Source organism: Gordonia alkanivorans (genome assembly GCF_004011905.1).
GTDB classification, from domain to species: Bacteria; Actinomycetota; Actinomycetes; order Mycobacteriales; family Mycobacteriaceae; genus Gordonia; species Gordonia alkanivorans.
In genome coordinates this window covers 4603235-4628851 of sequence record NZ_CP027114.1, presented here as the reverse complement: position 1 = coordinate 4628851, position 25617 = coordinate 4603235, and the positions used below count along the sequence as shown (strand labels likewise).

Annotated in this window: 23 protein-coding genes and 1 pseudogene; 15 read left to right on the top strand and 9 right to left on the bottom strand. The window is 68.1% G+C overall.

Annotated features, from left to right (window positions below; genetic code table 11):
• Positions 1-12: 12 nt before the first annotated feature.
• Positions 13-975, bottom strand: a complete 963-nt coding sequence (locus tag C5O27_RS21020) for a GlxA family transcriptional regulator (protein ID WP_127963578.1) — start codon at positions 973-975, stop codon at positions 13-15.
• Between the two features lie 82 nt (positions 976-1057).
• Here C5O27_RS21020 and C5O27_RS21015 point away from each other — a divergent pair, with 82 nt between their 5' ends.
• The 4 genes from C5O27_RS21015 to C5O27_RS21000 all read left to right on the top strand — a co-directional run bounded on the left by C5O27_RS21015 (position 1058) and on the right by C5O27_RS21000 (position 4633).
• Positions 1058-1273, top strand: coding sequence for a hypothetical protein (locus C5O27_RS21015; protein ID WP_127963577.1), 216 nt, complete (start codon positions 1058-1060; stop codon positions 1271-1273).
• A 26-nt stretch (positions 1274-1299) separates the two neighbouring features.
• Positions 1300-2109 (top strand): SDR family oxidoreductase, encoded by an 810-nt coding sequence (locus C5O27_RS21010; protein ID WP_127963576.1) that lies wholly within the window; start codon positions 1300-1302, stop codon positions 2107-2109.
• Positions 2110-2111: 2 nt separating this feature from the next.
• Positions 2112-2879, top strand: a complete 768-nt coding sequence (gene cobF, locus C5O27_RS21005) for a precorrin-6A synthase (deacetylating) (RefSeq protein ID WP_127963575.1) — start codon at positions 2112-2114, stop codon at positions 2877-2879.
• A gap of 146 nt (positions 2880-3025) precedes the next feature.
• Complete coding sequence (locus tag C5O27_RS21000; RefSeq protein WP_127963574.1) at positions 3026-4633, top strand: DUF222 domain-containing protein; 1608 nt, start codon at positions 3026-3028, stop codon at positions 4631-4633.
• A gap of 4 nt (positions 4634-4637) precedes the next feature.
• On the opposite strand, the gene C5O27_RS20995 is transcribed toward C5O27_RS21000, so the two are convergent.
• A complete protein-coding gene (locus tag C5O27_RS20995) occupies positions 4638-5387 on the bottom strand; it encodes an ABC transporter permease (protein WP_127963573.1) in 750 nt (249 codons plus the stop codon).
• Positions 5388-5397: 10 nt separating this feature from the next.
• Positions 5398-6138, bottom strand: a complete 741-nt coding sequence (locus tag C5O27_RS20990) for a 3'(2'),5'-bisphosphate nucleotidase CysQ (RefSeq protein WP_127963572.1) — start codon at positions 6136-6138, stop codon at positions 5398-5400.
• A gap of 25 nt (positions 6139-6163) precedes the next feature.
• Between C5O27_RS20990 and C5O27_RS20985 the strand changes: the two genes are divergently transcribed.
• Entirely contained in the window at positions 6164-7054 is an 891-nt protein-coding gene (locus C5O27_RS20985; RefSeq protein WP_127963571.1) for a DNA-formamidopyrimidine glycosylase family protein, read from the top strand.
• A 3-nt stretch (positions 7055-7057) separates the two neighbouring features.
• Positions 7058-7726 carry a response regulator transcription factor gene (locus C5O27_RS20980; RefSeq protein ID WP_127963570.1) on the top strand — a complete coding sequence of 223 codons (669 nt, stop codon included), beginning with the start codon at positions 7058-7060 and terminating at the stop codon, positions 7724-7726.
• Here C5O27_RS20980 and C5O27_RS20975 read toward each other — a convergent pair.
• The 3 genes from C5O27_RS20975 to C5O27_RS22795 all read right to left on the bottom strand — a co-directional run bounded on the left by C5O27_RS20975 (position 7711) and on the right by C5O27_RS22795 (position 10806).
• Complete coding sequence (locus C5O27_RS20975) at positions 7711-9027, bottom strand: sensor histidine kinase (RefSeq protein WP_127963569.1); 1317 nt, start codon at positions 9025-9027, stop codon at positions 7711-7713. The two genes, C5O27_RS20980 and C5O27_RS20975, sit on opposite strands and share 16 nt — an antisense overlap.
• A 161-nt stretch (positions 9028-9188) precedes the next feature.
• Positions 9189-10556, bottom strand: coding sequence for an IS1380 family transposase (locus C5O27_RS20970; RefSeq protein ID WP_042378977.1), 1368 nt, complete (start codon positions 10554-10556; stop codon positions 9189-9191).
• A 97-nt stretch (positions 10557-10653) separates the two neighbouring features.
• Positions 10654-10806 carry a hypothetical protein gene (locus tag C5O27_RS22795; protein ID WP_164905335.1) on the bottom strand — a complete coding sequence of 51 codons (153 nt, stop codon included), beginning with the start codon at positions 10804-10806 and terminating at the stop codon, positions 10654-10656.
• A gap of 151 nt (positions 10807-10957) precedes the next feature.
• Between C5O27_RS22795 and C5O27_RS20965 the strand changes: the two genes are divergently transcribed.
• The 7 genes and pseudogenes from C5O27_RS20965 (at position 10958) to C5O27_RS20935 (ending at position 17198) form a co-directional block, all read left to right on the top strand.
• Positions 10958-12703 (top strand): thiamine pyrophosphate-binding protein, encoded by a 1746-nt coding sequence (locus C5O27_RS20965; RefSeq protein ID WP_127963568.1) that lies wholly within the window; start codon positions 10958-10960, stop codon positions 12701-12703.
• Entirely contained in the window at positions 12700-13365 is a 666-nt protein-coding gene (locus C5O27_RS20960; protein WP_127963567.1) for an SRPBCC family protein, read from the top strand. Before C5O27_RS20965 ends, C5O27_RS20960 begins: the two co-directional genes overlap by 4 nt.
• Positions 13362-14387 carry a 3-oxoacyl-ACP synthase III family protein gene (locus tag C5O27_RS20955; RefSeq protein WP_127963566.1) on the top strand — a complete coding sequence of 342 codons (1026 nt, stop codon included), beginning with the start codon at positions 13362-13364 and terminating at the stop codon, positions 14385-14387. Before C5O27_RS20960 ends, C5O27_RS20955 begins: the two co-directional genes overlap by 4 nt.
• Entirely contained in the window at positions 14384-15418 is a 1035-nt protein-coding gene (locus tag C5O27_RS20950; protein WP_127963565.1) for a pyridoxal phosphate-dependent aminotransferase, read from the top strand. Before C5O27_RS20955 ends, C5O27_RS20950 begins: the two co-directional genes overlap by 4 nt.
• A 30-nt stretch (positions 15419-15448) precedes the next feature.
• Positions 15449-16198 (top strand): SDR family oxidoreductase, encoded by a 750-nt coding sequence (locus C5O27_RS20945; protein WP_127963564.1) that lies wholly within the window; start codon positions 15449-15451, stop codon positions 16196-16198.
• Between the two features lie 34 nt (positions 16199-16232).
• The gene (locus C5O27_RS20940) at positions 16233-16751 is read left to right on the top strand and encodes a hypothetical protein (protein ID WP_127963563.1); all 519 of its coding nucleotides are present in this window, start codon (positions 16233-16235) and stop codon (positions 16749-16751) included.
• A gap of 20 nt (positions 16752-16771) precedes the next feature.
• Positions 16772-17198 (top strand): annotated as a pseudogene (locus tag C5O27_RS20935) (hypothetical protein).
• A 15-nt stretch (positions 17199-17213) separates the two neighbouring features.
• Here the strand turns inward: C5O27_RS20935 and pgi are convergent.
• Positions 17214-18911 carry a glucose-6-phosphate isomerase gene (gene pgi, locus C5O27_RS20930; protein ID WP_127963562.1) on the bottom strand — a complete coding sequence of 566 codons (1698 nt, stop codon included), beginning with the start codon at positions 18909-18911 and terminating at the stop codon, positions 17214-17216.
• A gap of 73 nt (positions 18912-18984) precedes the next feature.
• On the bottom strand, positions 18985-19344 hold the full coding sequence (locus C5O27_RS20925) for a chorismate mutase (RefSeq protein ID WP_006867808.1): 360 nt from the start codon (positions 19342-19344) through the stop codon (positions 18985-18987).
• Between the two features lie 99 nt (positions 19345-19443).
• On the opposite strand from C5O27_RS20925, the gene C5O27_RS20920 reads away from it, so the two are divergent.
• A complete protein-coding gene (locus tag C5O27_RS20920; RefSeq protein WP_127963561.1) occupies positions 19444-21246 on the top strand; it encodes a hypothetical protein in 1803 nt (600 codons plus the stop codon).
• A 1-nt stretch (position 21247) separates the two neighbouring features.
• Here the strand turns inward: C5O27_RS20920 and C5O27_RS20915 are convergent, their stop codons facing one another.
• Positions 21248-22804, bottom strand: coding sequence for a hypothetical protein (locus tag C5O27_RS20915; RefSeq protein ID WP_127963560.1), 1557 nt, complete (start codon positions 22802-22804; stop codon positions 21248-21250).
• 195 nt (positions 22805-22999) lie between these two features.
• Here C5O27_RS20915 and C5O27_RS20910 point away from each other — a divergent pair, with 195 nt between their 5' ends.
• Positions 23000-25549 carry a UvrD-helicase domain-containing protein gene (locus C5O27_RS20910; RefSeq protein ID WP_127963559.1) on the top strand — a complete coding sequence of 850 codons (2550 nt, stop codon included), beginning with the start codon at positions 23000-23002 and terminating at the stop codon, positions 25547-25549.
• Positions 25550-25617: the final 68 nt, after the last annotated feature.

Genomic DNA, 25617 nt, shown 5'->3' with positions numbered 1-25617 from the left:
CGCGGGTTCGAGCTATGAGGTCGCGGCGGATTTCGTGAAGCGACGCCGATATACCAGCGGCGAGACCCCCACGGATGCCGCGAAGTGGTGACGGAGCAGGGTTGCCGAGGTGAATCCGACCAGCCGCGCGACCTCTTCGACCGGCGCGTCCGTCGATTCGAGCAGGTTTTTCGCGGCCAGTACGCGCTGTTCGGTGAGCCATCGTCGCGGTGACACCCCGACCTCGTCGACGAACCGCCGCGCGAACGTCCGGCCGGACATGTGCATCCGTTCCGCCATGTCGTCGACGCTGATGTCACGGTCGAGGTGTTCGAGTAGCCAACTGAGCAGTGCGCCGAAACCTTCGTCGGAGCAGGCGGGCATCGGTGCATCGACGAACTGTCGCTGTCCGCCGTCGCGGTGCGGTGAGACGACCATGCGACGGGCGATCCGGTTCGCGACGCCAGGACCCCACGCCTCGCGGACCAGGTGCAGCGACGCGTCGATCCCGGCTGCGGTGCCGGCGCTGGTGGTGATGGGGCCGTCGTCGACGAAGAGGACGTCGGTGTCGACCTTCGCCTTCGGGAACTGTCGTGCCAGCTCCTTGCCGAAGCGCCAGTGCGTCGTGCAGCGTCGGCCGTCGAGCAGGCCCGCGGCGCCGGCGACGAAGGCGCCCGAACACACCGTCAGCACGCGGCCGCCGTTGTCGACCACCGCGCGCACGGTGTCGAGGATCTCCGCGGGGTAGTCGCCGTCGACCATTCCGCCGGGGATGGCGACGAGGTCGACGTCGCGGCACTCGTCGACAGAGTGCGAGACCTGGATCGACACGCCGTTCCCGACGGGCAGCGGCACCGACGGGTCGGGGGAGGCGACACGGAAGTCGAAGCCGGGGACGCCGTCGTCGGTGCGGTCGAGGCCGAACACCTCGTGGACGACGCCGAACTCGAACATCGCGACGTTGCCGTGGAGGAGAACCCCGACCGTTTTCAGCATGAAGCCAGTATGGCAGAAGATTTGCGGACATTGACGTTTGTGCCACTGTTGGCGGTAATCAGTCGGACAGAGAATTACTGCCATGGCAATCACCCTCATCGTTCTCGCCGCCGTGGTCGTTCCGGCCGTCGCCGCGCTCGTGTTCTTCACCCGCCGTACGCCTGCCGGAAGTCGTACGCCGCTCCAGCGTTTCATCGACTGGTGGACCCGCGATCCGAGGCGTCCCTACGGGCCCGACACCGATCGGGTCGCGGCCGAACTGAGCATCCTCACGCGCCGCTACGACCGTCTCGTCTGACGAGGGGCTGCGATACCGTAGCGGGCGTGAGCTCCCAGACCGTTCTCGTCACCGGTGCGACCAGCGGCATCGGCGCCGAAGTCGCCCGACAGTTCGTCGCCCGCGGCCTTCGGGTCTACGGCACCACCCGGAACCCGGACGCCGTGCGCAACCCGATGCCCGGCGTCACCTACGTCCGCCTCGACAACGCCGATTACGACTCCGCCACCGCCTGCGCCGACCTCGTCGGTCCGGTCGACATCCTGGTCAACAACGCCGGCGAATCGCAGGCGGGCGCACTCGAGGACACCTCGATGCAGGCCATCGAAGAGCTGTTCCGTGTCAACGTGTTCGGGCCGGTCGCCCTCACCAAGGCGGTCCTCCCCGGGATGCGTGAGCGGCGACGGGGCACGGTCGTCATGGTCGGGTCGATGCTGTCGAGCTTCCCGGTCGCGTTCCGGTCCAACTACGCGGCGACCAAGTCGGCGCTGAAGGCCTTCGCGCTGGCTGCGCGTCGTGAGGTGGCGCCGTACGGGATTCGGATGATCTCGGTCGAACCGGGCACCATCGCGACCGGTATCGGCGACCGCCGGTCCATCCACATCGGTGAGAACTCGCCGTATCGCGCCGAGTACGAGACCCTCGCCGCGGCCACCCGCCGCAACGAGGACGCCGGGATAAGTGCGGAGGACATGGCCACCCAGATCGTCGACGCCGCGCTCGCCGAACATCCGAAACCCTTCTACGCCAGGGGGAATCAGGCGGGCATCGTGTTCTTCCTGCGCCGGCTCGCGCCGCGCCAGCTGATCCTGGACATGACCGCACGCAAGCACGGGCTACCGAAGGTGAAGATCTGACCGTGCGAATCACGCTGCGGGTCATCGGGATCGGACCCGGCGGTCCACGCCAGGTCACCCTGCAGGCCATCGACGCCATGGCCGACGTCGACGCCTTCCTCGCTCTCGAGAAGGGAACGGGGAAGAGCGGACTGCTCGACGCACGCCGGGTGATCCTCGACACCCATGCGCGCGAGGGCTGTTCACTCGTCGAGATCCCCGACCCGCCGCGCGACCGTGCGCCCGCCGACTACGACGCAGAGGTCCGACGCTGGCACGCCGCACGCGCGGACCTGATCGCAACCGCACTGCGCGACGAGGTCGGCGACGGCGGCGTCGCGGCCTTCCTCGTGTGGGGTGATCCCGCCCTCTACGACAGCACGCTGCGCATCGTCGACGATCTCTCCGCACGCGACGACCTCGAACTCACGGTCGAGGTGATCCCCGGTGTGACAAGCGCCAGCGCGCTCACCGCCGCGCACGGCATCGTCGCCAACCGCGTCGGGGAACCGATCCACATCACCACCGGTCGTCGCCTCGCCGACACCCCCGCCGGTGCCGACGCCAACCAGATCGTCATGCTCGACGGCGATCTCGCCTTCCGCCACACCGCCGACCCCGACGACCACATCTGGTGGGGCGCATACGTCGGCACCGACGACGAGATCCTCATCAGCGGACGGGTGGGCGACGTGACCGGGCAGATCGTCGAAGCCCGAGCCGACGCCCGCGAACGCATCGGGTGGATCATGGACATCTACCTGTTGCGCAAGGCTTCCCGCCCCGCATGATCGCAGCTCGGTGTAACCGTCTGCTGCGCAAATTCTTACATTCGTCCGGCTGTGGATGACGATCCGATCTTGTCGGTGGGTTGATCTACATTGGTTGGTAACAGATTCAGCCATCCAGGTTGGGCTGTAGACGTTGTGGGGGCAGCGTGAGCAAGTGGACCGATCTTCCGGGCGGGTTTCTCGCCGGGGTCGATGCTGCCCACCCCGAATTGTCTGACACCGCAACCCATATGGAACGGTTCGGTTCGATTCGTCACGGTGAGGCTTATCTGGCGTGGTGCCGGTATGAGTCGATCCTGACCGTCTACGACCAGCTCGTGGTCAACACTCAGGGCGGGTTCTTCATCGACCGCTACACCGAGATGGTGACCCGGGTCTGCCGTGAGGGCGCCGTTACGCGCTACCAGGCTGATCAGTGGGTGGGTGAAGCGCTCGCCCTGCGGGACCGGTTACCGAAGGTGCTGACCACCCTGCGCGACGGCATCCTGTCGCGGGAGTTGATCCAGACCGTCATCTCTCGCACCGACCTCATCTCCGACGACGCCGTCATCGCCGAGCTCGACACCGAGATCGAACGAATCCTGCGCAACCGTAAAGGTGCGTGGTCCAAACCCAGACTGCGGGACATGGTCGACCGCCTGGTCTTTCGGCACGATCCCGACGCGGTGCGGGAACGGCGCAAGGAGGCCCTCGACAAGCGTGGGGTGTGGATCGACAACTTCGTCGACGGCACCGGGGAGATCACCGGTGTGATGGCCGCCGAGAACATCCGCATCGCCGAGAAGGCGGTGAAAGCCCTCGCCGACACCGTCTGCGCGCATGACGGCCGCAAGCGCAACCAGCGCAACTCCGATGCCATGTTCGCGTTGTTGACCGGCACCGCCTACGAGTGCCAGTGCGGGCGTGAGGAGTGCGACGCGGAGGTCCCCGACCCCGCCGAGGTGGTGTGCGCGGTGACCACCGAGGTCATCATTCACGCCGTCACCGACCCCGACACCCTCAACGGCGGCCCCGGCATCGGCTGGGTCGACGGCCACGGTGTCATCTCCGGTGAACACGTCCGCGACCTCGCCCAGCGGCCCGACGCGACCGTCAGACCAGTCACGCCGGTCCGCACCGCACCGACGCGCGTTGTCGCAGAGCGGCCGACGACGAAGACTTCCGACGATCCGGATAGCCCCGTCGAGCCGAGCTCGGCGGATGCCCCGCCGGCAGACATGGTGATCGTCTATCCCGGTGCGCAATCCGCCGACCCTTATCGACCCACCGCCGCGTGCGCCGATTTCGTGCGCGTGCGGGACGGTTACTGCACCGAACCCGGTTGCGCGTGTTCGTCTTTCGCCTCCGACCTCGACCACGTCGCCGAGTACGACCGCACCAACCCCGCACACAGCGGCGCGACGTCGAGTGAGAACCTGAACGCGAAATGTCGGTTCGGGCACCTGCACAAGACCTTCGGTGACTGGATCGACACCCAATACCGCGACGACGAAGGCCACCTCGTCACCGAATACCGGACCCCAGAGGGCTTCGTCATCCTCGGCGACGCGGAAACCCTGGAAGACTTCTTCCCCAACCTTCGACGCATCCGGTACGAACAACCACCCCAAGCGCCACCCACACCACGGGTGATCACGGGCGACGACACCCCGTCCACCAGCAACCGGCTCGCGCAGAAACACGCGCGCCGGCGGGCCGAACGTGCCCGCAACAGGAAGCAGCGTCTCGCCGACGAGACCGAGCCGCCGTTCTAACCGGTCACAACTCCTCGCGCGCCACCAACTCGACCGTGACGAGCATGGCGATCGAACTGACGGCGAGCAGTGCGATGAGCACGAACAACTGCATCGCCGCGGCCGCCCACACCGACGCTCCGCCGAGGACCATGCCGACGAAGGCGCCGGGGATCGTCACCAGACCCACGGCTCGGGTCTGATCGAGCCCGGGGATAAGGGCGCTCGCCGACGCCGCCGCGCAGATCTCGAGGCGGGCATCGCGGGGGAGCAGGCCCAGCGACAGCGCCGCCTCGACCTCGCCGTGGCGAGTGTTCAGTTCGTCGTGGGCCCGACGCCCCGCGAGCGACGTGGTGACCATCGCCCCGCCGAGCAGGATGCCCGCGGTGGGGATGATGGCGATCCCCCTCGCGGGTAGGACACCGATCAGGGCGAGAACGACCACGATGACGATCGTCGGCGCGGCGACCGGCCCGAGACATCGCATGATGGCCGGGAACCCGGCGTGCCGAGGCCGTATCCGCCGAGCCGACGTCCACGCCGCGGCCACCGCCATGACCACGACGAACAGCGCCGACGCCCACAGATGCGGAACCACCACGGCCAGCACGCCGGCCAACGCCGCCAATTGGACGACCGCGCGGAGCGTCGCTACCAAAGTGTCAGTGGCCAAACCACTTCGGCGGTTCACCAGCACCGCGACGACGGCGAGCACGACGATGGCGACCGCCAGGACCGGGCCGATCCGGACGACGGCGTCGCCGATTCCGTTCACACCGGCAAGTTCACCAGATCTGCTGCAGGGCTGCGAGCATGTCGTCGCGGATCTCGCTGCGGCAGATCACGAAATCGGGCATGTAGGGGTGGCGGTTGTTGTAAACGATCTCCGAACCGTCCAGGCGACTGCAGTGCAGGCCCGCCGCCAGGGCGACCCCGACCGGTGCCGCGTTGTCCCACTCGTACTGGCCTCCGGCGTGGACGTAGGCGTCGGCGTCGCCACGGACGACGGCCATCGCCTTGGCGCCCGCCGACCCGACCGGAACCATCTGCAGGCCGAGTCGGTTGGACACATAGCTCGTCTCGTACGAGCCGCCCCATCGCGAGGTCACCATGCGGCGGGTCAGTTCGCCGCCGGGTTTCTCGACGGTGTCGGCGCGGAACAGTTCACCGGTCGCGGGTAGCGACACCGCAGCCTCGGTGACGGTCCCGTTCTCCGTCAACGCCACGTGCACAGCCCAGTCCGCACTGCCCGCGGCGAATTCCCTTGTGCCGTCGAGCGGGTCGATGATCCACACGCGCCGGGCCGTCGCGCGGTCGCCGACATCGGCCGCTTCTTCGGACAGAACAGCGTCGCGCGGACGGTGTTTGCGCAGGACGGTCGAGATCCACGCCTGGGCGAGAGCATCGCCGGCATCGCCGAGCATGCTGCCGGTCAACAGGTCGCCATGACGAATCCCGAGGAGGATCTCCCCGGCTCCCTGGGCGATCCGGGCGGCCAGCTCGGCGTCGGAAAGTCGGGAAGTCATCCCTTTACTAGAGCACACTGGTGGCATGCCCGAGCTCCCTGAGGTGGCCGCCATCGCCGACTATGTCGACGGTCGCGCGGCCGGACTCCCGATCCGGCGAGTCGACGTCGCGTCCCTGTCCGTGCTCAAGACGGCCGATCCGCCGTACACCGCGCTCACCGACCGCATTGTCGAATCGGTCGGCCGCGTGGGCAAGTACCTGGTCATCCGCACGATCCCGGGTTCGGAAGCGACGACGTCCGAGCCGACGCTGGCCCTGGTCATCCACCTGTCGCGCGCCGGCTGGGTGCGGTGGAGCGAGGATCTCTCACCCAAGCCGCTGCGCCCGGGCGGCAAGTCGCCGATCGCGCTGCGGGTGCACTGCGGCCTGCCCGGCGAGGGATTCGACGTCACCGAGGCGGGCACCCAGAAGCGCCTGGCGGTGTGGCTCGTACGCGACCCCGGCGAGATCGACCGCATCGCCGGACTCGGCCCCGACGCCCTGGAACTGACCGGGGAACAGTTCGCCGAGATCCTCGCCGGCACCACCGGACGCGTGAAGAACGTGCTCACCGACCAGCACACCATCGCCGGGATCGGCAACGCCTACTCCGACGAGATCTTGCACACCGCGCGACTGTCGCCGTTCGCGTCGTCGAAAACCCTCAAACCGGATCAGGTCAGCGCCTTGTACGACGCGATGCGCGGAGTACTCACCGACGCCACAGGCCGCCTCGAAGGGCAGACCGTCGCCCGGCTGAAGTCGGAGAAACGCACCGGACTCCGCGTGCACGCGCGCACCGGACTGCCGTGTCCGGTCTGCGGCGACACCGTCCGCGAGGTCTCCTTCGCCGACCGGTCCTTCCAGTACTGCCCGACCTGCCAGACCGGTGGCAAGGTCCTTGCCGACCGCCGGATGTCACGGCTACTGAAATGAGCGATGGTGCACGCGCTCGTCGTCGACGATGACATCAGGGCAGCTGAGACCGTCCGCCGGATGCTCGTCAGTGACGGGTGGGCGGTCACGGTGGCCTTCGACGGTCCGGACGGGCTGTGGCGGGCCACCGAGGGCAGCTACGACGTGATCGTGCTCGACATCATGATGCCCGGGATGAACGGGTACCGCGTGCTGCAGAGCCTTCGGGAACGCGAGATCTGGACACCGGTCATGATGCTGAGCGCGAAGGACGGCGAGTACGACCAGGCGGAGGCACTCGACTGCGGCGCCGACGATTACCTGGTCAAACCGTTCTCGGTCGTCGTCCTCAAAGCACGGCTGCGTGCGCTGGTGCGTCGCGGTGCGCCCGAGCGTCCGGTGACCCTGTGCGTCGGCGACCTCTCCCTCGACCCGGCGGAACATCTCGTGCGGCGCGGTGAAACACCCATCACCCTGACCCCGCGGGAGTACGCGGTGCTCGAGTGCCTCATCCGTCACGCCGGCACCGTCGTCTCCAAAGCCGACATCCTGCACTCGGTCTGGGACGAGAACTACGAGGGCGACCCCAACATCATCGAGGTGTACATCGCCTACCTGCGCAAGCGGATCGACCAGCCTTTCGGCGTGCGCAGTATCAAGACCGTCCGCGGGGTCGGCTATCGCATCGGCTGACGCGGCGGCATCGCGAGCGCCGTGCTGACCGCACCGTCACCTGCGCCGTCGGGTAGGCGACGCGCCGTCGGCAGCGAGACGACGAAGGTGACGCCGTGTCCGAACCGCGCGGGCGGGTCCTGCACGGACACCGAACCTCCGTGCGCTCGGACGATCTCGCGGACGATGGACAGTCCGAGTCCGGAACCGCCGCGATTGCGGCGATCCCCGTCGAGCCTCGTGAAGCGGTCGAAGATGATGTCGCGAAGGTCGCGCGGGATCCCCGGGCCGTCGTCGGTCACCGCGATCGACGCGACGCCGGTCGTCGGATCGAAGGACATGTCGAACCGGACCGTCGACGCCGCGTAGCGGACGGCGTTCTCGGCCAGATTCCGGATGGCTCGCGACAGCTTCTCCGGATCGCCGGCCATCCGGATCGGGATGATCGTGGTGGCGACCGCGGCCAGACCCAGCGACCGCAGGCGACGCGCCTCGCCGGCGACGATGTCGTCGAGGTCGATGTCCCGGACGTGCAGCGGCACACCGTGTTCGTCGGAGCGGGCGAGAAGCAGCAGGTCGTCGACCATGTTCTGGAGTCGGCGGGCCTCAGGGAGCAGCAGCGTGCGAAGTGTTCGCACATCGATCGGGGAGTCGGTGTCGTCGGCAAGGTCGAGCAGGCCGACCACCGTGGTCAGCGGACTGCGCATCTCGTGGGAGGCATCGCCGACGAACCGCAGCTGCGCGGCCCGGCTCTGTTCGAGACGTTCGAGCATCGAGTTCATCGTCGTGGCCAGGCGCGTCACCTCGTCGTCGGTGGACGGGACCGGCACCCGGCGGGACAGATCGGACGCGGTGATCGCGGTGACCTGCTCGGTGATCCGCCCGACCGGTCGCAGCGCGCGACCCACGAAGAACCAGATGGCCACCGCGGACAGCAGCACCAGGACGGGGAGTTCGACGGCGAGCACGAGCGCGGTGTTGATCAGACTCTGCCGATACGCGTCCGCCGAGACCGCGACGACCACCGTGTACACGGCCCCGTCGTGCGAGGTGGAGGTGACGGTCGCGCAGAACTCGACCTCGCTGCCGGGCACCAACCGGCCCTGCACCTGCGTCGACGCCCACATCGCCGGGCGCTCGGCCGTGACCGGATCGCCGGCCGCGCCGGGGGAGGACGCCACCACCCGACCATTCCCGTCGATCACCTGCACGATGTCGGCGCCGTAGCCCATTCCGAACGACTCCGGCGAGATCGCCGCGATCCCGCCCTCCCGGATCTCGGCCGCGATCTCATACGCCCGGTAGCCGGTCTCGTCGTACATGGTCCTGCTGTCGGCGCGATTCAGCCTTGATCCACCGACCGCATATGCGGCTGCGCTCCCATCGGGGTGAGGGTCGGGAAGGCGGATGTAGGCGTGACGGTATCGCCGGTCTGCCCGGCTTTTTCACTGGGGTCCTTGGTCGGGGCCGCTGGGGCCGGTGGTCAGTTAGCGGTCGCTGGTGGGCTGGTCGCGGAGGTGAACAGGGCTTGCCAGGCCGAGGCCCAGGGCCAGTCGGTGGGCAGGTGCAGGGTCAGTCGTCGTGCGGAGGAGGCGATGCGGGCGGGGATGTTGATCAGGTGGGTGCCGATGGTGGCCCAGCGGGCACGGGCATGTCGGGGTGAGGCCGCGGCGCCGGCAGCGCGGGCGAGGTTGAAGGCGATGACGGCATGGGCGAGCCAGGCGGCGTTGGCCGCGTATTTCCCTGAGGGCAGATGCGCCAGCGGCCCGTTCTTCAGTTCGGCGATGACCTGCTCGACGATGGCGTGATCGCGGTGATGGGCGTCGGCGTCGATCATCGGCAGGGTCGAGTTGGTGATGAACCCGTGGTGACGGTAGGTGGTGAACAACTCGTCTTGGCCATCGGCGCTGGCCGGGTTGAGGCGTTTGACGCGCCGCACGATCAACCGGCAGGTCACGTGGTCGCGTTTGCGGCGTGAGGTGAAGATCGTGACCGGGGTTTCGGCGACTTCGGCATCGGAAATCCAGCGCTGCTCGGCCTCGTCGTAGACGGCGTTGGTGTACTCGATCGGGGTCCATGCCGCCTCGTCGATGGCGGCGATCGCCGCGGTGATCTGTGGGTTGTGGCGGGCGGTGACCGAGAACCAGATGCCGGCCCGGATGGCGGCGGCGATGAAGGCGTGGCAGTAGTAGGCCGAATCCGCGCGGGCCAGGATCTGTCCGGTCACTCCGGCGGCGCGGGCGGTGTTGGCCGCCAGGGTGAGCAGGCGGCCGGAGCCGGTGTGGGAAGCGACGTTGCCGCGGCGGAGCCGGGCCCGGGCGATCACCGGTGCCGTCGTCGGGGTCGACAGTACGGCGAGCTGGGCGTTGAGGCCACGGACCTTGGAGTAGCCGAACGCAGCCGCCTGTTTGGCGTAGCCGTGGACTTCGCGGATGGTGTCGTCGATATCCAGAAATGCCAGCTCACCGGCCTCACCGAGGAGCGCCGGAACGGTTGCGGTCAGGCCGGCCAGGAGCCGGGTGGCCACGGCGTCGAGTTGCTGGACATGGCCGTGAGTGAACGAGCGCAGGTAGGTGCCCAAGGTCGAGGGTGCCCGTATCCCGGCGAAGAGCCGGTTCATCGCGCCGTGGCGGAGCAGGTCGAGGTCGTCGATGCTGTCGGCGCCGGCGAGCACGCCGGCCACGATGCTGGTCGACTTGAGGACCGGGTTGGGGCACTCCACGCTCAGGTGCCGCTCGCAGAGCTGGTGGAGGCCGGCGGTCTCGGCCAGGCGCATCACCGGGACCAGACCCGCCGCCGACACCAGGTTCGGGTCATCGAAAACTGGGGTGAGAGTGTGAGATGCTTTCATCTGCGAGATGCTCCTGTTTGGGCCGGAATTGTTGTTGTGGTAACTCCAATTCTCCAGCCCACCAGGGGCTCTCGCGTTCTACGACACGCTCAATCCCTCACATCATCGGTGGATCCAGGTTCAGCATGAACAGCATCACCGCGCCGCCGATCAGGAGGGCGATGGTGACGAGGAGTGTCCCGACGATCGTGGACCGGATGCGGACGCCCTGGTTGCGTCGTAGAAGAGCGGGGCGTGGAAGACCGGACATCGCAACTCCTCGCCGGTGCGTACAGCGACAGCCATCCGGCGACAGCACCTGCTGATCACTCAGCGTAGGTCGTCACGGGGTCGTCGGAGAAGTGTTCGATCGGTGTACTACTTCAGCGGTTCTTCAGGTTCGGGGTCGCAGAGTTGTCGGCATGACCTTGACCGCAGATCGCAGGCACCGGGGAGCCCCCGCCGGCACCGGACGCGCCGCCACCCCTACCGTGGCCGAATACATTGTGGAACAGCTCATCTCGTCGTCGATGAGCGTCGCGTTCGGGGTGCACGGAGCCAACATCGAAGACCTGTACGACGCCGCGACGCGGGCTCCGGGGATGACGGCCGTCGTCGCCAAACACGAGTTCGCCGCCGGTGCGATGGCCGACGGGACGGCCCGGATGTCCGGTACGCCCGGAATCGTGATGACCACCTCGGGTGGCGGGGCGATGAACGTCGTCCCCGCCCTCGCCGAGGCATACGACAGCAGGGTGCCGGTTCTCGCACTCATCGGGACCGCGCCGTCGTCGTTGGTCGGTCGGGGAGCGTTCCAGGACATGCTCGCGCCGCCCGACACGGTCGACATCGCGGGTGTCCTGTCGGCCGTCACGGGTTCGTGTGCGGTCGTCGGTCACGCCGACGAGGTGCCCGCCGCGCTGGCGACGGCGTTCGCCACGCTCCACCGGGGCCTACCGGCGGCCGTCCTGCTGCCCAAGGACATCCAGTCCGCGCCGGCCCCCGAATTGCGGCAGCTGCATCCAGGGGAGTGGGTACAACACGACGTCGAGGCACCGGGGCCGGCGTTGTTCGCCCTGGCCGACGAACTGTTCGCGCTCGCGAAATCCCATGGGCGGCTGGTCATCTGGGTGGGTGACGAGGCATCCCGCGCGGGCGTCGGTCCGCAGGTCGATGCTCTCGCCGCCGCGCTCGGTGCGGTCGTCGTCGCAGCTCCCGGCGGCCGTGACCTGCTCCGGGACGGCGGCGGATGCGCGGGCGTCACCGGGGTGATGGGGCATCCGTCGGCGCACCGCGTGGTCGCCGCCGCGGACCTCTGCCTCGTGATCGGCTGCAGGATGACGATGACCGATCGCGCCGGCCTCGACGAGGCGTTGGGACAGCTCCGGATCGTCCACCTCGGGTCCGAGCCGCCGCGGATGCCCGGCGACGTCGACCATGTGCGGTGCACCGACCTCGCGGCCGCGCTCGCACGGCTCGCCGGTGGAATTCGACGACGCCTCGGCCACGACTGTCCGTGTGAGGCGGTCGAGGTGACCCACCTGACGGTGCCGGCAGGCCGATCGGGACTGGACATGCGCACCGCGATCGAGGCGATCGGGCACGCGTTGCCGCCGGACACCCCCGTCTTCGCCGACGCCGGCAACGCCGGAGCCGCAGCCATCCATCACCTCCCGTTCGGTCACGGCCGGTTCGTCGTGGCGCTGGGCATGGGCGGCATGGGATACGCGATCGCGGCCGGCGTCGGCAACGCCATCCGCTCGGCAGTGGACGAGAAGACGGCCGGCGGCGCGCGGAGACGCACCGTCGTGCTCGCCGGTGACGGCGCCTTCTTCATGCACGGCATGGAGATCCACACCGCCGTCGAACACGACGCGCCCGTCACCCTCGTACTGCTCAACAACAACGCGCACGCGATGTGCATCACCCGGGAACACCTCTTCTTCCCGAACACGCCCAGCGTCAACAGGTTTCGACCCAGTGACCTGGCCGGCGGATTGGCCGCCATGTTCGACGGCCTCCTCGTCGCCCGTGCCTCCGATCCCGAGTCCGTGCGCACGGCGGCCATCGAGCTGTTGTCGCAGCCGGGCCCCAACTGTCTCGTCGTCGACGTCGATCCCGACGAGATCCCACCGTTCGCCCCGCTCATCCCGAAAGGACAGTCATGACAGTGCTACCAACCGCCCTCTCCGACCTCGGCGAGGATGCCTCGACCCTCGCCGGTCTCGTCCGCATCGAATCGCATCCGCGGCCGATCGCGACGCCCCTCGTCCTCGACAAGCTGCGGTCCGTGTACCCGCACGACCAGATCTACGGTGACTTCTGCCCGATACAGGGTTACGTCGACGCCCCGCCCCGGGAAGTGTTCGACTGGCTCTCCCACACCCGGTCGCTGGAGGAATGGAGTTACAGCCTCCGCGGATTCACCGAGACCGAGGAACCGGGACTGTGGGTCGCGCAGGACCGGTTGGGAGCCGACACCGAGATCTACGTCCGCACGATCGCCTCGCCCGAGGCGATGACGGTCGACTACCACTGCGCATGGGACCAGGGTCGTCACCTGTGGATGATCTACCTGATGCGGGTCGTCGACGCGCAGGTCGTCTTCGACAAGCCCGGTTCGGTTGTGCTGTGGGTGAATTGCCATCACCCGTTCTACGACGAGAACCCCTTCCCGGAGACCGCCCCGCCCGATCGCCCGGTGTGGGTGGGGGACTTCTGGGACACCTTCGCCCCCGGCCACCAGATCGAACTCGACAACCTCACCGCCATCGCCGAATACCGGCACCGCAACGGACTCCCGCTCACCCCAGAATGGATGCGATCATGACACCGAACCCGGTCAGCCTCGTCGACCTCGCCACCTATCTACCCGAGAAGGTCGTTCCCGCAGCGTATTACGCGCAGTACGCGGAAGACGACACCCTCGCGGACAACGTGATGTTCCGCGCACCGGCATTCCGTCATCACGCGGCGGACGGGGAGACGTCGGCGGACATGATGATCTCGGCGACGCGCGATCTGCTGGAGCGGCACGGCGACGATTTCCTCGACGACGTCGACGTGGTCCTGACCCACAGCCAGCTGCCCGAAGTACCTGTGCGCGGATGCGGCGGGGAGCTGGCCCACCGGCTCGGCATCCGGCCGTCGACGGTGCTGGACGTGCACAACGGAGGGTGTGCCGCGTTCATCTTCATGATTCAGATCGCCGAAGCCCTGCTGCGGGCCGGGGGAGGTCACAAGGCGTTGCTGGGGCTGGCGCAGAACAGCGCGGGCCAGGTGTTCACCCAGGAGCAGGTCCGCGGCAAGGCGCAGGCCGCCATCCCGGGAGACGGTGCGGCGGTGGCCGTCCTGACCATCGACGACGTCGACGCGAGTCCGATCCTGGGTCTCCGCTGCCACTCGTTCGGCCAGTACTCCGGTGACATGACCGGCGTCTCCGACCCGCCGCGCAAGTACTGGGAGGCCGGATCGGGCCAGATGCACATCGGGTTCACCGACTCCAAGATCGCGAAGGTGCTCGCTCGAGGGAACCGCATGGTGCCCGAGGTCGCCATCGAGGTCGCCGACGAGGTCGGCATCTCGCCGTCGGACCTCGACTGGTTCGTGACCAATCAGCCCAGCCGGATCTTCCTGCGCAACTGGCGTGAGGCACTCGAACTCCCGGACAGCCATCACCCGGACACCTTCGACGAATGCGGCAACCTGTTCGCCGTCGCCATCCCGGTCACGCTCGACGCGGCCATCTCCGACGGACGCATCGGCGAGGGCGACGTCGTGATGATGGCCGCCTTCGCCCACGCCGGCGACTTCTCCGGGGCGGCCGCGATGAGATGGGCCGGCCGGCCATGAGCCCGCCGCTCGCCGGCGGGGCGACCTGGCCGAGTCTCCGCCTGGATCTCAACGAATCGGCCTACCCGCCGCTGCCGTCGGTCGCGGCAGCCCTGCAGCACGAGATCCTCGAGTCCCATCGGTATCCCGACTTCCTGCCGGACCGGACGCGCGGGCAGATCGCCTGCCATCTCGGGGTCGTACCGGAACGGGTCACGGTGGGGCCGGGTGCCACCGGAGTTGCACTGTCGGCGTTGCAGTGTGCGGTCCGTCGGGCCGCGGACGCCGGCATCGCGACACCCGCACTGCTCACCTCCACACCGACCTTCGACGGTTATCCGATCCTCGCGCGGATGGTCGGGATGCGATTCGACGCGGTCGACCTCGACGACGCCGGCGCGGTCGACCTCGACCGACTGCTCGCGTCGATCACACCAGAGACTGCGGTCGTGGTGATCTGCTCGCCGCACAACCCGACCGGGTCCGTGGTGAACGGGGGCGACCTCAACCGATTTCTCGGAGCGGTGCCACCTCACGTGATGACCGTCGTCGACGAGGCGTATGTGGAGTTCAGCGAGACGGCGTCCGATCTCCACCGGCTGATCCGGAACCCCGGCGTCGTGGTGCTGCGGACCTTCTCGAAGGCGTACGGTCTGGCGGCGCTCCGCGTCGGATACGGCATCGGCTCCACCGAACTGATCACCGAGCTGCGCGGCCACGAGGTGCCGTTCGCGGTCGGTCGCGCCGCGATGGCCGCGGTTCCGGTCGCGCTCGACGCGGAACTCGAGCTGGCACAACGAGTCCGCTCCATGAGGGGTGAGCGGGAGCGATTGACCGCCTTGCTGGCGCACCTGGGCGTCCGCGTCGTGCCCAGCCACGCCAACTTCGTCTTCCTCCCCGGCGCGGAGGGCGTGGCCGTCGGACGGATACTCCGGGGGATCGGGGTCGCGGTGAAGGAGTGCGGCGCGGCCGGAACCCGCATCACCGTGGGCGACCGCTCCGGCACCGATCAGGTCCTCGGCGCACTGCGCCTGACGTCGCGGTCCGCGTAGCCGGGGGCCGATGCCGGTAGGTTCGGGTCCATGACCGCGACGACACGGCAGAAGATCCTCATCACCGGTGCGAGTTCGGGACTCGGCGAGGGCATGGCCCGACGATTCGCCGCCGAGGGGCGTTCGCTGGCGCTCGCCGCGCGACGCCTCGACAACCTCGAAGCCCTGGCCACCGAACTCCGCCCGTCGGCGGCTCAGGTCGCGATTGCACAGCTCGACGTGACCGACCTCGACGCCGTACCGGTCGTCTTCCGCGCACTGGCCGACGAACTCGGCGGCCTCGATCGCGTCGTCGTCAACGCCGGCCTCGGCAAGGGCGCACCGATCGGCACCGGTAAGGCAGCCGCCAACATCGAGACCGTGCAGACCAACCTCGTCGGCGCGCTCGCGCAGGCCGAAGCCGCGCTCGAGATCTTCCGCGAACAGAACAGCGGTCACCTCGTGCTCGTCAGCTCCATCTCGGGTGTTCGCGGCATGCCCAAGGCCCAGGCGGCGTACTCGGCGTCGAAGGCCGGTCTCACCGCGCTCGGGCAGGGGTTGCAGGCCGAGTTCGCGAACTCACCGATCTCGGTCTCGATCGTCGCGCCCGGCTACATCGAGACCGACATCAACCGGGGCGTGAAGACCTCGCTGATGGTCGACACCGACAAGGGCGTCGACGCCATGGTCGCCGCGATCGAGGCCGAGAAGGCCTGGGCACCGGTCCCCGCCTGGCCGTGGACGCCGATCGCGGCGGCCCTCAAGTACCTGCCGGGGTCGATCAGTCGACGGATGATCTGAGCCCCGGGGCCATGCTGCGGGTTAGCGTGGCGGAATGCTCCCGCGCCTCATCCGACGTTCGGCGGCTGTATTCGCCGTCGCCGCGGTGACTTTCACGATGGCCGGCTGTTCGGCCGACGCGCCCGTCGACCGTCGACCGAGTACGACCGCGTCCGAAGGGGCCAAGGTCGTGACCGCGGGTCCCGGCCGGGACATCGAACCGGTTGCGCGCCGCTTCCCGTTGCTGGCCGACGGGAACGTCGACGGCTGGGCCGCCGGAACCCTCGGGTCCGCGCCGGGCGCCTCGGAGCGGGTGCCCGGCCCCACGACGTACTGGTTCGACGCCGTCGTCGACGTCGGACCCGGCCGTGCCACGGCCTGGGCCGACGAGTACCACGCGGAACCGGTGCCGGCGCCCGTCTCGGTGGCCGCCGACGTGCGCGACCTCGTACCCACCGGTGACCTCGTCGGCGGCCCGCACCTCGACGACGCGTTCTCGTCGGACGAGTGGCGGGCGACCGTGTATCTGTCGCCGTCGACAGGCCGCGTGGTCGTGCTCGGCATCGACGACTGACGTGCGTAAGGTGACGATCTGTGGCGAACAAGCAGGGACAGATCGTGGCGTCGGGCGCATTCGAGCTGTTCGGGAGTCGCCGTCGCGAGCAGGTCAGCGAGTTGCTGGGCGACATCTTCGGACGGACCGACATCGAGGCGCTGGCCTCGGACTGGCGTGGGGTCGTCTACTTCACCCTCGCCGAGGTCGCCGAAGCCGTCGACGTGGCGAGCTTCGACGCCTGGCGGACCGCCACGGGAACCCCGCGCACTCGACATGGGCGCCTGCGTACCGCCGGCGCTGTACGAGTTCCTCGGCGGTGATCCGGCCGAAAGATCGGTCGACTCAGAAGATCTCGTGACCTTCGTGGCCACCGCCGCCGCGATCATGGGACGACTCGAGAAACTCGGCGTCGAACCGGGCGACGAGATCCCCGACGAAGTGTTCGACGAGGACTACTGGAAGTAGTTCCCGTACCTGAGATCAGACCGCGCGACCCCGGTGCCTGCGATACCAGGCGACCAGCTCGTTCGTCGACGAATCGTCGTCGTCCTGGGGTGCGTCGGACTGGGTGATGGTGCCCAGCAGCGCCTTTGCCTGGGTCTTGCCGAGTTCGACACCCCACTGGTCGAACGGGTTGATCCCCCAGATGGCGCCCTCGACGAAGACCTGGTGTTCGTACAGCGCGATCAGCTGACCGATCACCGACGGCGTGAGACGGGGAGCGAGGATCGAGGTGCTGGGACGGTTGCCCGGCATGACCTTGTGAGCCACCACTTGTGCGGGCACCCCCTCGTCGGCGATCTCGTCGGCGGTCTTGCCGAAGGCGAGCACCTTGGTCTGCGCGAAGTAGTTGCTCATCAGCAGGTCGTGCATCGACCCCGACCCGTCGGGTCCGGCGGGTAGGTCGTCGGTGGGCTCGGCGAACCCGATGAAGTCGGCCGGGACGATCCGCGTGCCCTGGTGCAGCAACTGATAGAAGGCGTGCTGCCCGTTGGTTCCTGGCTCGCCCCAGAAGATCTCGCCGGTGTCGGTGGTGACGTGGTGCCCGCTCGCGGTCACCGACTTGCCGTTCGACTCCATGGTCAGCTGCTGCAGGTAGGCGGCGAAGCGGGCCATGTCGTTGCTGTAGGGGAGGACCGCCCGGGTGGCGATGTCCCAGAAGTTGTTGTACCAGAGCCCGATCAGGCCCAGGATGACCGGCACGTTCTGTTCCAGCGGCTGGGTGCGGAAATGCTCGTCGACGAGATGGAAGCCGTCGAGGAACTCGGCGAAGCGCTCCTTGCCGATCGCGGCCATCACCGACAGGCCGATCGCCGAGTCCACGGAGTAGCGTCCGCCGACCCAATCCCAGAAGCCGAACATGTGGGTGGTGTCGATCCCGAACTTCGCCACCTCATCGGCGTTGGTGCTCACCGCGACGAAATGCTTTGCCACCGCCTCGGTCCCGGCGTCGAGGGCCTCGAGCAGCCAGCTGCGCGCGGCGGCCGCGTTGGTCAGCGTCTCGAGCGTGGTGAAGGTCTTCGACGCGATGATGAACAGGGTGGTCTCGGGGTCGAGACCGTCGAGGGTGCCGACCATGTCCGCGGGATCGACGTTCGAGACGAAGTGGCACCGGATGCCGGCGTCGACGTAGTGGCGCAGCGCCTGGTACACCATGACGGGTCCGAGATCCGATCCGCCGATGCCGATGTTCACCACATCGGTGATGCGTTTTCCGGTGTGGCCCTTCCATTCTCCGCTACGGAGACGGTCGGTGAACTCGCCCATCCGGGTGAGGACCTCGTGCACGTCGGCGACGACGTCCTGTCCGTCGACGGTGAGCGTCGCGTCGGAGGGAAGACGAAGAGCGGTGTGCAGCACGGCGCGGTCCTCGGAGGTGTTGATGTGCGCGCCGGCGAACATGTCGTCGCGGCTCTCCTCCAGCCCGACCTCGCGCGCCAGGCTCATCAGCAGTTCGAGCGTCTCCCGCGTCACCCGGTGCTTGGAGTAGTCGATGTGCAGATCGCCGACGTCGACGGTCAGTTCGCGGCCGCGTTCGGGATCGATCGCGAAGACCTCGCGCAGATGCATCGCGTACACATGCGGCTGGTGCGCGGCGAGAGCCTGCCAGGACTGCGTTGCGGTGATGTCGCCGTGGTCGGTGCCGGTGAAGTCGCTGCCGGGTGCCTGCGTGCTCATGACACCCAACCCTATGTGGTCGGCGTCTCCGCCGCGACGCTCGTCACACCGTCGGCACAACTTCGCGATCGCGTCAGCGACCGAGGGGGCCCCGCCCGAGTCGGAGGAGGAGCATCGCGAGGGTGTGACCCTCCTTGCCGAGTTCGGCGAACCGGTCGATGACCTTCACTTCGCGGCTGTGCACGAGTCGCGGACCGCCCGACGCCATGCGCGCGGCGCCGATCTTCTTCGAGACCGCCGAGCGTCGTTTGATCGCACCGAGGATGACGGCATCGAGCCGGTCGATCTCGAGGCGCAGCTCGTCGATGTCGTCCGGCAGGTCGTCGACGTCGGAGGTCAGCTGGTACTTCTCGAGATCGATCGTGTTCTCGAAGGAAGTCGGAGTCGACTGCTGGGGTTCGTCGGATCCGGAGCTCGGGCTGCGATCGGTCACGGCCTGATTTTGCCACGGTGCACCGATCCGACCTGCAGGTACCCGATCGGACCCACCTCCCCTCGATGTGCCGCGTCCGCCACATGGACACTGGAGCGCATGCTCAACGCGCGCATGATGTCGATGATCGCGGTGGCCCTGATCGCCGGACAGCTGATCATCCGGGGGTGGCTCGTCGCGACCGGCGACTTCTACTGGGACGATCTGGTGCTGATCGCCCGGGCCTCGTCGAATCCGATCCTGTCCTGGGAGTACTTGGGGCACAGCCACGACGGCCATTTCATGCCGGCGGCCTTCCTGCTGGCCGGAGTGGCCACGTGGCTGGCGCCGGTCAACTGGGTGCTGCCGGCGCTGACGCTGATCGCGCTGCAGGCGATCGCGTCGGTCGCGGTGTGGCGGATGATCCGCGTCGTCGCACCCGCGGCCCGCGGCGGTGCTCTGGTGGCGCTGGCGTTCTATCTGTTCAGCCCGATGACGGTGCCCGCCTTCGCATGGTGGGCATCGGGCCTCAACACGTTGCCGATGCAGGCGGCACTGGCCTGGATCGTCGCCGACGCCGTGGGACTCGCGCGGGACGACATCGACCCGGCACGACGCCGCGCGGTGTGGATTCGGTCGACGGTGGTCTTCGTGGTCGCGCTGGCCTTCTTCGAGAAGTCGCTGTTCATCCTCCCGGTCGCCTTCGTCGCCGCGGTGCTGGCGAGCGGCGCCGGACGGACCGCGTTGACATCGACCCTGCGCGCCGGTCGGGAGCTGTGGACCTCGCTCGCGACGGTGACCGCGTTCTGGGTCGTGGTGTACTTCGTCACCGCCGATCCGTTCGCGGGCAACCACTCGGTCGGCCAGACCGCGCGACTGGTGTGGCGGTCGGTGAACCACGCCATCGTGCCCTCGTTGGTGGGTGGTCCGTGGGAGTGGGACCGGTGGACGCCGAGCCCGCCCACCGGCTTTCCCGCGACCTGGATGATCGTCGCCGGCTGGCTGGTGCTGACGGCGGTCACGTGGTGGGCGGTCACCCGCAGGCGTGGAGCGGTGCCGATCATCGCGTTCGCCGCGCTGTACGCGGTGGCCGCCCAGATCCCGGTGATGTGGAACCGATCGAGCCCGGAGACCGCGGTCGCCCTTGCCCAGCACATGCGGTACCTCCCCGACACCGCGCTCGTGTTCGCCATCGCGATCGCGTTGTTGGTCGGTGCCCGGTCGACGACCGCGCCCGCACCGGAACGCCGCCACGCTGCCGAGGATAAGTCGCCCGCCGTGCTGCTCCTGCCGGTCGTCGCCGCGCTCGCGATGGTGTCGGCGGTGGTCTCGCTCGTGTCGTTCTCCGCGTCGTGGCGGGACAATCCCACCGGCGACTACCTGAGGACAGCGGTCGCGACCCTGCACGACAACGCCGACGCAACGCTGTTGGACCAGTCGGTTCCGCTGGAGATCCTGCAACCGGTGGTCTACCCGGACAACCAGATCAGCCGCATCTTCGGTCGCGTCGATCCGCGGCCGGAGTTCGGCACCAGCACCGACCGGCTCCTCGTCCTCGACACCGCAGGCAACGCGGTGCCCGGCGGGGTGACCCAGCGGCGGCTCGTCGGGGCGGGACTCGGCAACTGCGCCCGGCCGGAGATCTCCGGGCCGACGCGCCTGGCACTCGACGGCCCGCTGTTTCCGTGGCCGTGGACGGTTGCGCTCAGCTACTGCGCCACCCGCGACGGCGAGGTCGAGATGAAGCTCGACGGCGGAAAGGCGGTGCGCGTACCGGTCCGGTCGGGTCTCGGCTCGATCTACGTCCGCCTCGACGGCGGTGGCGATGCGATCTCGGTGCGCCCGGTGACCGCGGGACTACGACTCCACACCGGCGCCGGCCGGGTCGGTGAGGTGGTCGAGGCGCGCTTCGCCGGTGGCTGACCTACTCGTAGAAGTAGGCGCTGACGTTGTCGGTCTGCCCCTCGGAGGCGATCAGCGCACGCAGTGCCGAAGCGGCCTGCGGTTCGTTGACGAAGTAGACGACCTTCACGTCGCCGGCGGCCTTGACCTGCTCGCCGATCTGCTTCTTGAGCACCTCGGTGCCCTCCCAGCTCGGGTCGAAGCTGCCTCCGCTGATGTGCTCGGAGTAGCCCGGACCGAAGGTGACGTGCAGATTCCCGTCGGTGCCGATGCCGTCGAACAGGTACTCGCCGCGCTTCACCGCATAATAGCTGGGGAGGCCGGTGATCCCGGCGCCGTAGCGGGCCTGGTCGGGGCTCTTGTTGCCGGTGCGGACGTACACGACCTCGGTGTTGGTCTGCTTCTCGTTGTCGTCGATCAGCTTGTTGAGATCGGCCTCGGTGGTGTCCAGGAAGGCCAGGTACGTGTAGGCCGAACGCGGTCCGATCGACGAGTTCGCCGGCAGGTTGGTCGCCGTGCATCGCGTCGTGGCGGTGCGGCCGAAGTCGACGCGCACGACCGGCTTGCACTCGCCGCCCAGCGCGCCCGCGGGACGACCGCCCACGGCGAAGTTGAGGGTCATGCCGTAGTTGAAGTGGCCGGTGACGTCGTCGGCCCACGGGATGCCGGAGACGGTGAAGTCGTAGGCGCAGGCCGCGGTGGTGCACTCGCCGACGAGTCGCGGGGTGACGACCGGCTGCTTGGCCCACAGGCCCGGTGCCGGTGCCGACTGTAGGTCGCCGACGAGGGCGCGCTGATTGGCGAACACCTTCTGCGCCTGGTCGGCCGGCTGCAGGCTCACCGAGGTGTCGATGTCGTAGGTCGCCGATCCCTGCTTGGACTGACCCTTGACGTTGGTGACGTTCTTGGACTCGGGGTCGAAGGTGACTTCCCAGCTGCCGATCTTCACCTTGTTGTCGCCGATGAACTCGATGGGCGGATCGCTCGTCGGCCAGCGGCGGGCGTCGGGGGTGCCCTTGTTCGGGGTGGGCAGTTCGACGCCGAGCTGCGGTTCGGAATCGGATTCGACGTTGCCGATGTCGCCGGCCAGGTTGTCCGGGCCGAGGATGGTGCCGAAGCGGGGGAGGCTGGTGAACCGCGTCGACGCCCACTTGTTGTCCAGCGGTGCCATGTCGAGGTTCAGTTTCTCGTCGGCGACGAGAAGCTCGTTCCACAGTGAGGTGGGCGCGCTGATGTACGGGTTGTTGCTGATCTGGCGGTACTCGCCCTGCTCGGAACCCAGCGACACCGTGCCCTCGGCGGTGTTCGACGTCGTCACGATGAGATCGCTGAACTCGACCGTGCCCTCGCCGCGGGCGTCGTCGTACTTGTAGGCGACCTTGCCGGTGTACTTGGCCGCGGGGCTCGTCGCCATCTTGAAGAGGACCTCGTCGAGGCTCTTCTGGGCGCGGAACGCGGCGGTGGGCTCGACCGTGCCCGCACTGCTGAACGGCACGAACGACAGGATCAGGGCGACCACGAGAGCCAGCGCTCCGACACCGAGGACGATGGCGGCGGGGGCAATCGACGGTCTCTTCATGGTTGCCTCTTTCGGTCGCCGAGGCTTGTCAACCGCATCGACGGGTGCCCCGAACCAGTGATACCGGGTCATCGTAGCCGCGGGACCCTGCGTCTCGGGTGCCAACGCACGGGGCGGTCGAGCGATCGGACGACGGGCAGTCCGGCACCAGGCCGACGGGGCGGTGTCGGTGCGGGCGGGTAGCCTGGACTACCGATGAACAGCTCTTCTTCTGCCCCTCTCCTCGCCGGTCGCACGTCTTCCTCCTCCCCGGGGACGGCTGCCGCCGACGACCGTGTCGCACGCCTGCTCGAGGGCCTCAACCCGCAGCAGCGCGCCGCGGTGCTCCACGCGGGCTCGCCCCTGCTGATCGTGGCCGGCGCGGGTTCGGGCAAGACCTCGGTGCTGACTCGCCGCATCGCCTACCTGCTGGCGGCGCGCGACGTCACGCCCGGGCAGATCCTGGCCATCACCTTCACCAACAAAGCCGCTGCCGAGATGCGCGAGCGTGTCATCGACCTGGTGGGGCCGCGGGCCGCCTACATGTGGGTCTCGACCTTCCACTCGACGTGCGTCCGCATCCTGCGGGCACAGTCGGGGCTGCTGGAGTCGATGAACTCCAACTTCTCCATCTACGACGCCGACGACTCGAAACGGTTGCTGGGCATGATCATCCGCGACCTCGACCTGGACCCGAAGAAGTTCAGTCCGCGCGGTGTCTCGGTGGCCATCTCGAACTACAAGAACGAGCTGATCTCGCCCGACGCGGCGTCGGCGTCGGCAAACGAGGACGATTTCACCGCGGCGACCATCGCGAAGATCTTCGCCGAGTACCAGCGCCGGTTGCGTGCGGCCAACGCCTTCGACTTCGACGACCTGATCGGTGAGACCGTCGCCCTGCTGCACCGGCACCCGCAGGTCGCCGAGTACTACCGGCGCCGGTTCCGTCACGTCCTCGTCGACGAGTACCAGGACACCAACCACGCCCAGTACGTCCTCATCCGCGAACTGGTGGGTGAGCAGACCACCGCGAGCGGCCTCGAACCCTCCGAACTGTGCGTCGTGGGTGACGCCGATCAGTCGATCTACGCTTTCCGCGGCGCCACCATCCGCAACATCGAAGAGTTCGAGCGCGACTTCACGAATGCCGAAACCGTTCTGCTCGAACAGAACTACCGCTCGACGCAGACCATCCTGTCGGCTGCCAACGCGGTCATCGCGCGTAACACCGGCCGTCGCGAGAAGAGGCTGTGGACCGACTCCGGCGACGGCGAACTCATCGTCGGCTACGTCGCCGACTCCGATCGTGAGGAGTCGACGTTCATCGCCAAGGAGATCGAGGAACTCACCGACTACTCGATCGGCGGGTCGTCGAGTTACAAGTACTCCGACGTCGCGGTCTTCTACCGCACCAACACCGGTTCCCGAGCGATCGAGGAGGTGTTCGTCCGCCACGGCATCCCGTACAAGGTGGTCGGCGGCACCAAGTTCTATGAGCGCAAAGAGGTCCGGGACGTGGTGGCCTACCTGCGGGTGGTCGCCAACCCCGATGACTCGGTGAGCCTGCGCCGAATCCTCAACACCCCCCGACGCGGCATCGGGGATCGCGCCGAAGCCTGTGTCGCGGTCCATTCGGAGAACACGGGCCGTAGCTTCTACGAGTCGCTCATCGACGCTTCCGAGGGCAAGGTCGCGCTGCTGAACACGCGCGCGGTCAAGCAGATCGGCGGCTTCGTCGAACTCATCGAGGGTCTGCGCGCCGATTTCCTCACGCACTTCGGCGAATCCGACACCGCCGACGCCGACACCGCCTTCCTCGACGCCACCGAGGAGTCCGCCGACATCGGTGAACTCGTCGACGCGATCGTCGAACGCACCGGTTACCGTGCCGAACTGGAGGCGTCGAACGATCCCCAGGACGGCGCTCGGCTCGACAACATCAACGAACTCGTAGCCGTCGCACGAGAATTCAGCGCCGACGCGGCCCAGGTCGATCTGGAGGCGGACGATGATCCGTCCGGCGCCGGGAGCGGAGTGAGCGGGCCGAATCCCGACGGAGTCGAGGTGGACCGCGAGGGTGAACCCGAACCCGGTTCTCTCGCAGCATTTCTCGAACGGGTCTCGCTGGTCGCCGATGCCGACCAGGTGCCCGACGAGGGTGACGGCGTCGTCACGATGATGACGCTGCACACCGCGAAGGGCCTGGAGTTCCCGGTGGTGTTCGTGACCGGTTGGGAGGACGGGCATTTCCCGCACATGCGAGCACTCGGTGACCCGAACGAACTGAGTGAGGAACGCCGCCTGGCCTACGTGGGCATCACCCGAGCCAAGCAGCGTCTGTACCTGACCCGATCGGTGACCCGTGCCTCATGGGGGCAGCCGGTGTCGAATCCGGAATCCCGCTTCCTGCAGGAGATCCCGCAGCACCTCATCGACTGGCGACGCACCGAGCCACGTCGTTCGGCACGTGGCTTCGGCGGATCGTCGGGCGGTGTTTTCGGCCGCGACGGCTCGTTCTCCGGCAGTGGCGGTGGCTCGTCGTTCGGTCGCGGGCGGTCGTCGTACTCCTCCGACCCGGCCCGTGGACGCAACAAGCAGGTGCATCTCGACATCGGTGACCGGCACAACCATCCCAAGTACGGCATGGGCAAGGTCGTGGCCAAGGAGGGGAGCGGCGCCACCGAACGCGTCACCATCGACTACGGCGGCAGCGCCGGCCGCGTCACCCTGCTGACCGCAGGTGGCATCCCGGGAGAGAAGCTCTAGGAGCTGGTGGAGCGGCGGGCCCTTCGGGGCTCGTCAGTTGCGCTCGTCACACCTCAGGGAGCAGTTGA

Excerpts from the sequence above, each read along its gene's own strand:
- C5O27_RS22795 (WP_164905335.1), bottom strand. The coding sequence starts at position 10,806 with ATGTCCGGTCTTCCACGCCCCGCTCTTCTACGACGCAACCAGGGCGTC.
- C5O27_RS20920 (WP_127963561.1), top strand. The coding sequence starts at position 19,444 with ATGCTCAACGCGCGCATGATGTCGATGATCGCGGTGGCCCTGATCGCC.
- C5O27_RS20955 (WP_127963566.1), top strand. The coding sequence starts at position 13,362 with ATGACACCGAACCCGGTCAGCCTCGTCGACCTCGCCACCTATCTACCC.
- C5O27_RS20950 (WP_127963565.1), top strand. The coding sequence starts at position 14,384 with ATGAGCCCGCCGCTCGCCGGCGGGGCGACCTGGCCGAGTCTCCGCCTG.
- C5O27_RS21015 (WP_127963577.1), top strand. The coding sequence starts at position 1,058 with ATGGCAATCACCCTCATCGTTCTCGCCGCCGTGGTCGTTCCGGCCGTC.
- C5O27_RS20945 (WP_127963564.1), top strand. The coding sequence starts at position 15,449 with ATGACCGCGACGACACGGCAGAAGATCCTCATCACCGGTGCGAGTTCG.
- pgi (WP_127963562.1), bottom strand. The coding sequence starts at position 18,911 with ATGAGCACGCAGGCACCCGGCAGCGACTTCACCGGCACCGACCACGGC.
- C5O27_RS20940 (WP_127963563.1), top strand. The coding sequence starts at position 16,233 with ATGCTCCCGCGCCTCATCCGACGTTCGGCGGCTGTATTCGCCGTCGCC.
- C5O27_RS20965 (WP_127963568.1), top strand. The coding sequence starts at position 10,958 with ATGACCTTGACCGCAGATCGCAGGCACCGGGGAGCCCCCGCCGGCACC.
- C5O27_RS20980 (WP_127963570.1), top strand. The coding sequence starts at position 7,058 with ATGGTGCACGCGCTCGTCGTCGACGATGACATCAGGGCAGCTGAGACC.
- C5O27_RS20970 (WP_042378977.1), bottom strand. The coding sequence starts at position 10,556 with ATGAAAGCATCTCACACTCTCACCCCAGTTTTCGATGACCCGAACCTG.
- C5O27_RS21020 (WP_127963578.1), bottom strand. The coding sequence starts at position 975 with ATGCTGAAAACGGTCGGGGTTCTCCTCCACGGCAACGTCGCGATGTTC.
- C5O27_RS20910 (WP_127963559.1), top strand. The coding sequence starts at position 23,000 with ATGAACAGCTCTTCTTCTGCCCCTCTCCTCGCCGGTCGCACGTCTTCC.
- C5O27_RS20975 (WP_127963569.1), bottom strand. The coding sequence starts at position 9,027 with ATGTACGACGAGACCGGCTACCGGGCGTATGAGATCGCGGCCGAGATC.
- C5O27_RS20960 (WP_127963567.1), top strand. The coding sequence starts at position 12,700 with ATGACAGTGCTACCAACCGCCCTCTCCGACCTCGGCGAGGATGCCTCG.
- C5O27_RS20915 (WP_127963560.1), bottom strand. The coding sequence starts at position 22,804 with ATGAAGAGACCGTCGATTGCCCCCGCCGCCATCGTCCTCGGTGTCGGA.
- C5O27_RS20985 (WP_127963571.1), top strand. The coding sequence starts at position 6,164 with ATGCCCGAGCTCCCTGAGGTGGCCGCCATCGCCGACTATGTCGACGGT.
- C5O27_RS20990 (WP_127963572.1), bottom strand. The coding sequence starts at position 6,138 with ATGACTTCCCGACTTTCCGACGCCGAGCTGGCCGCCCGGATCGCCCAG.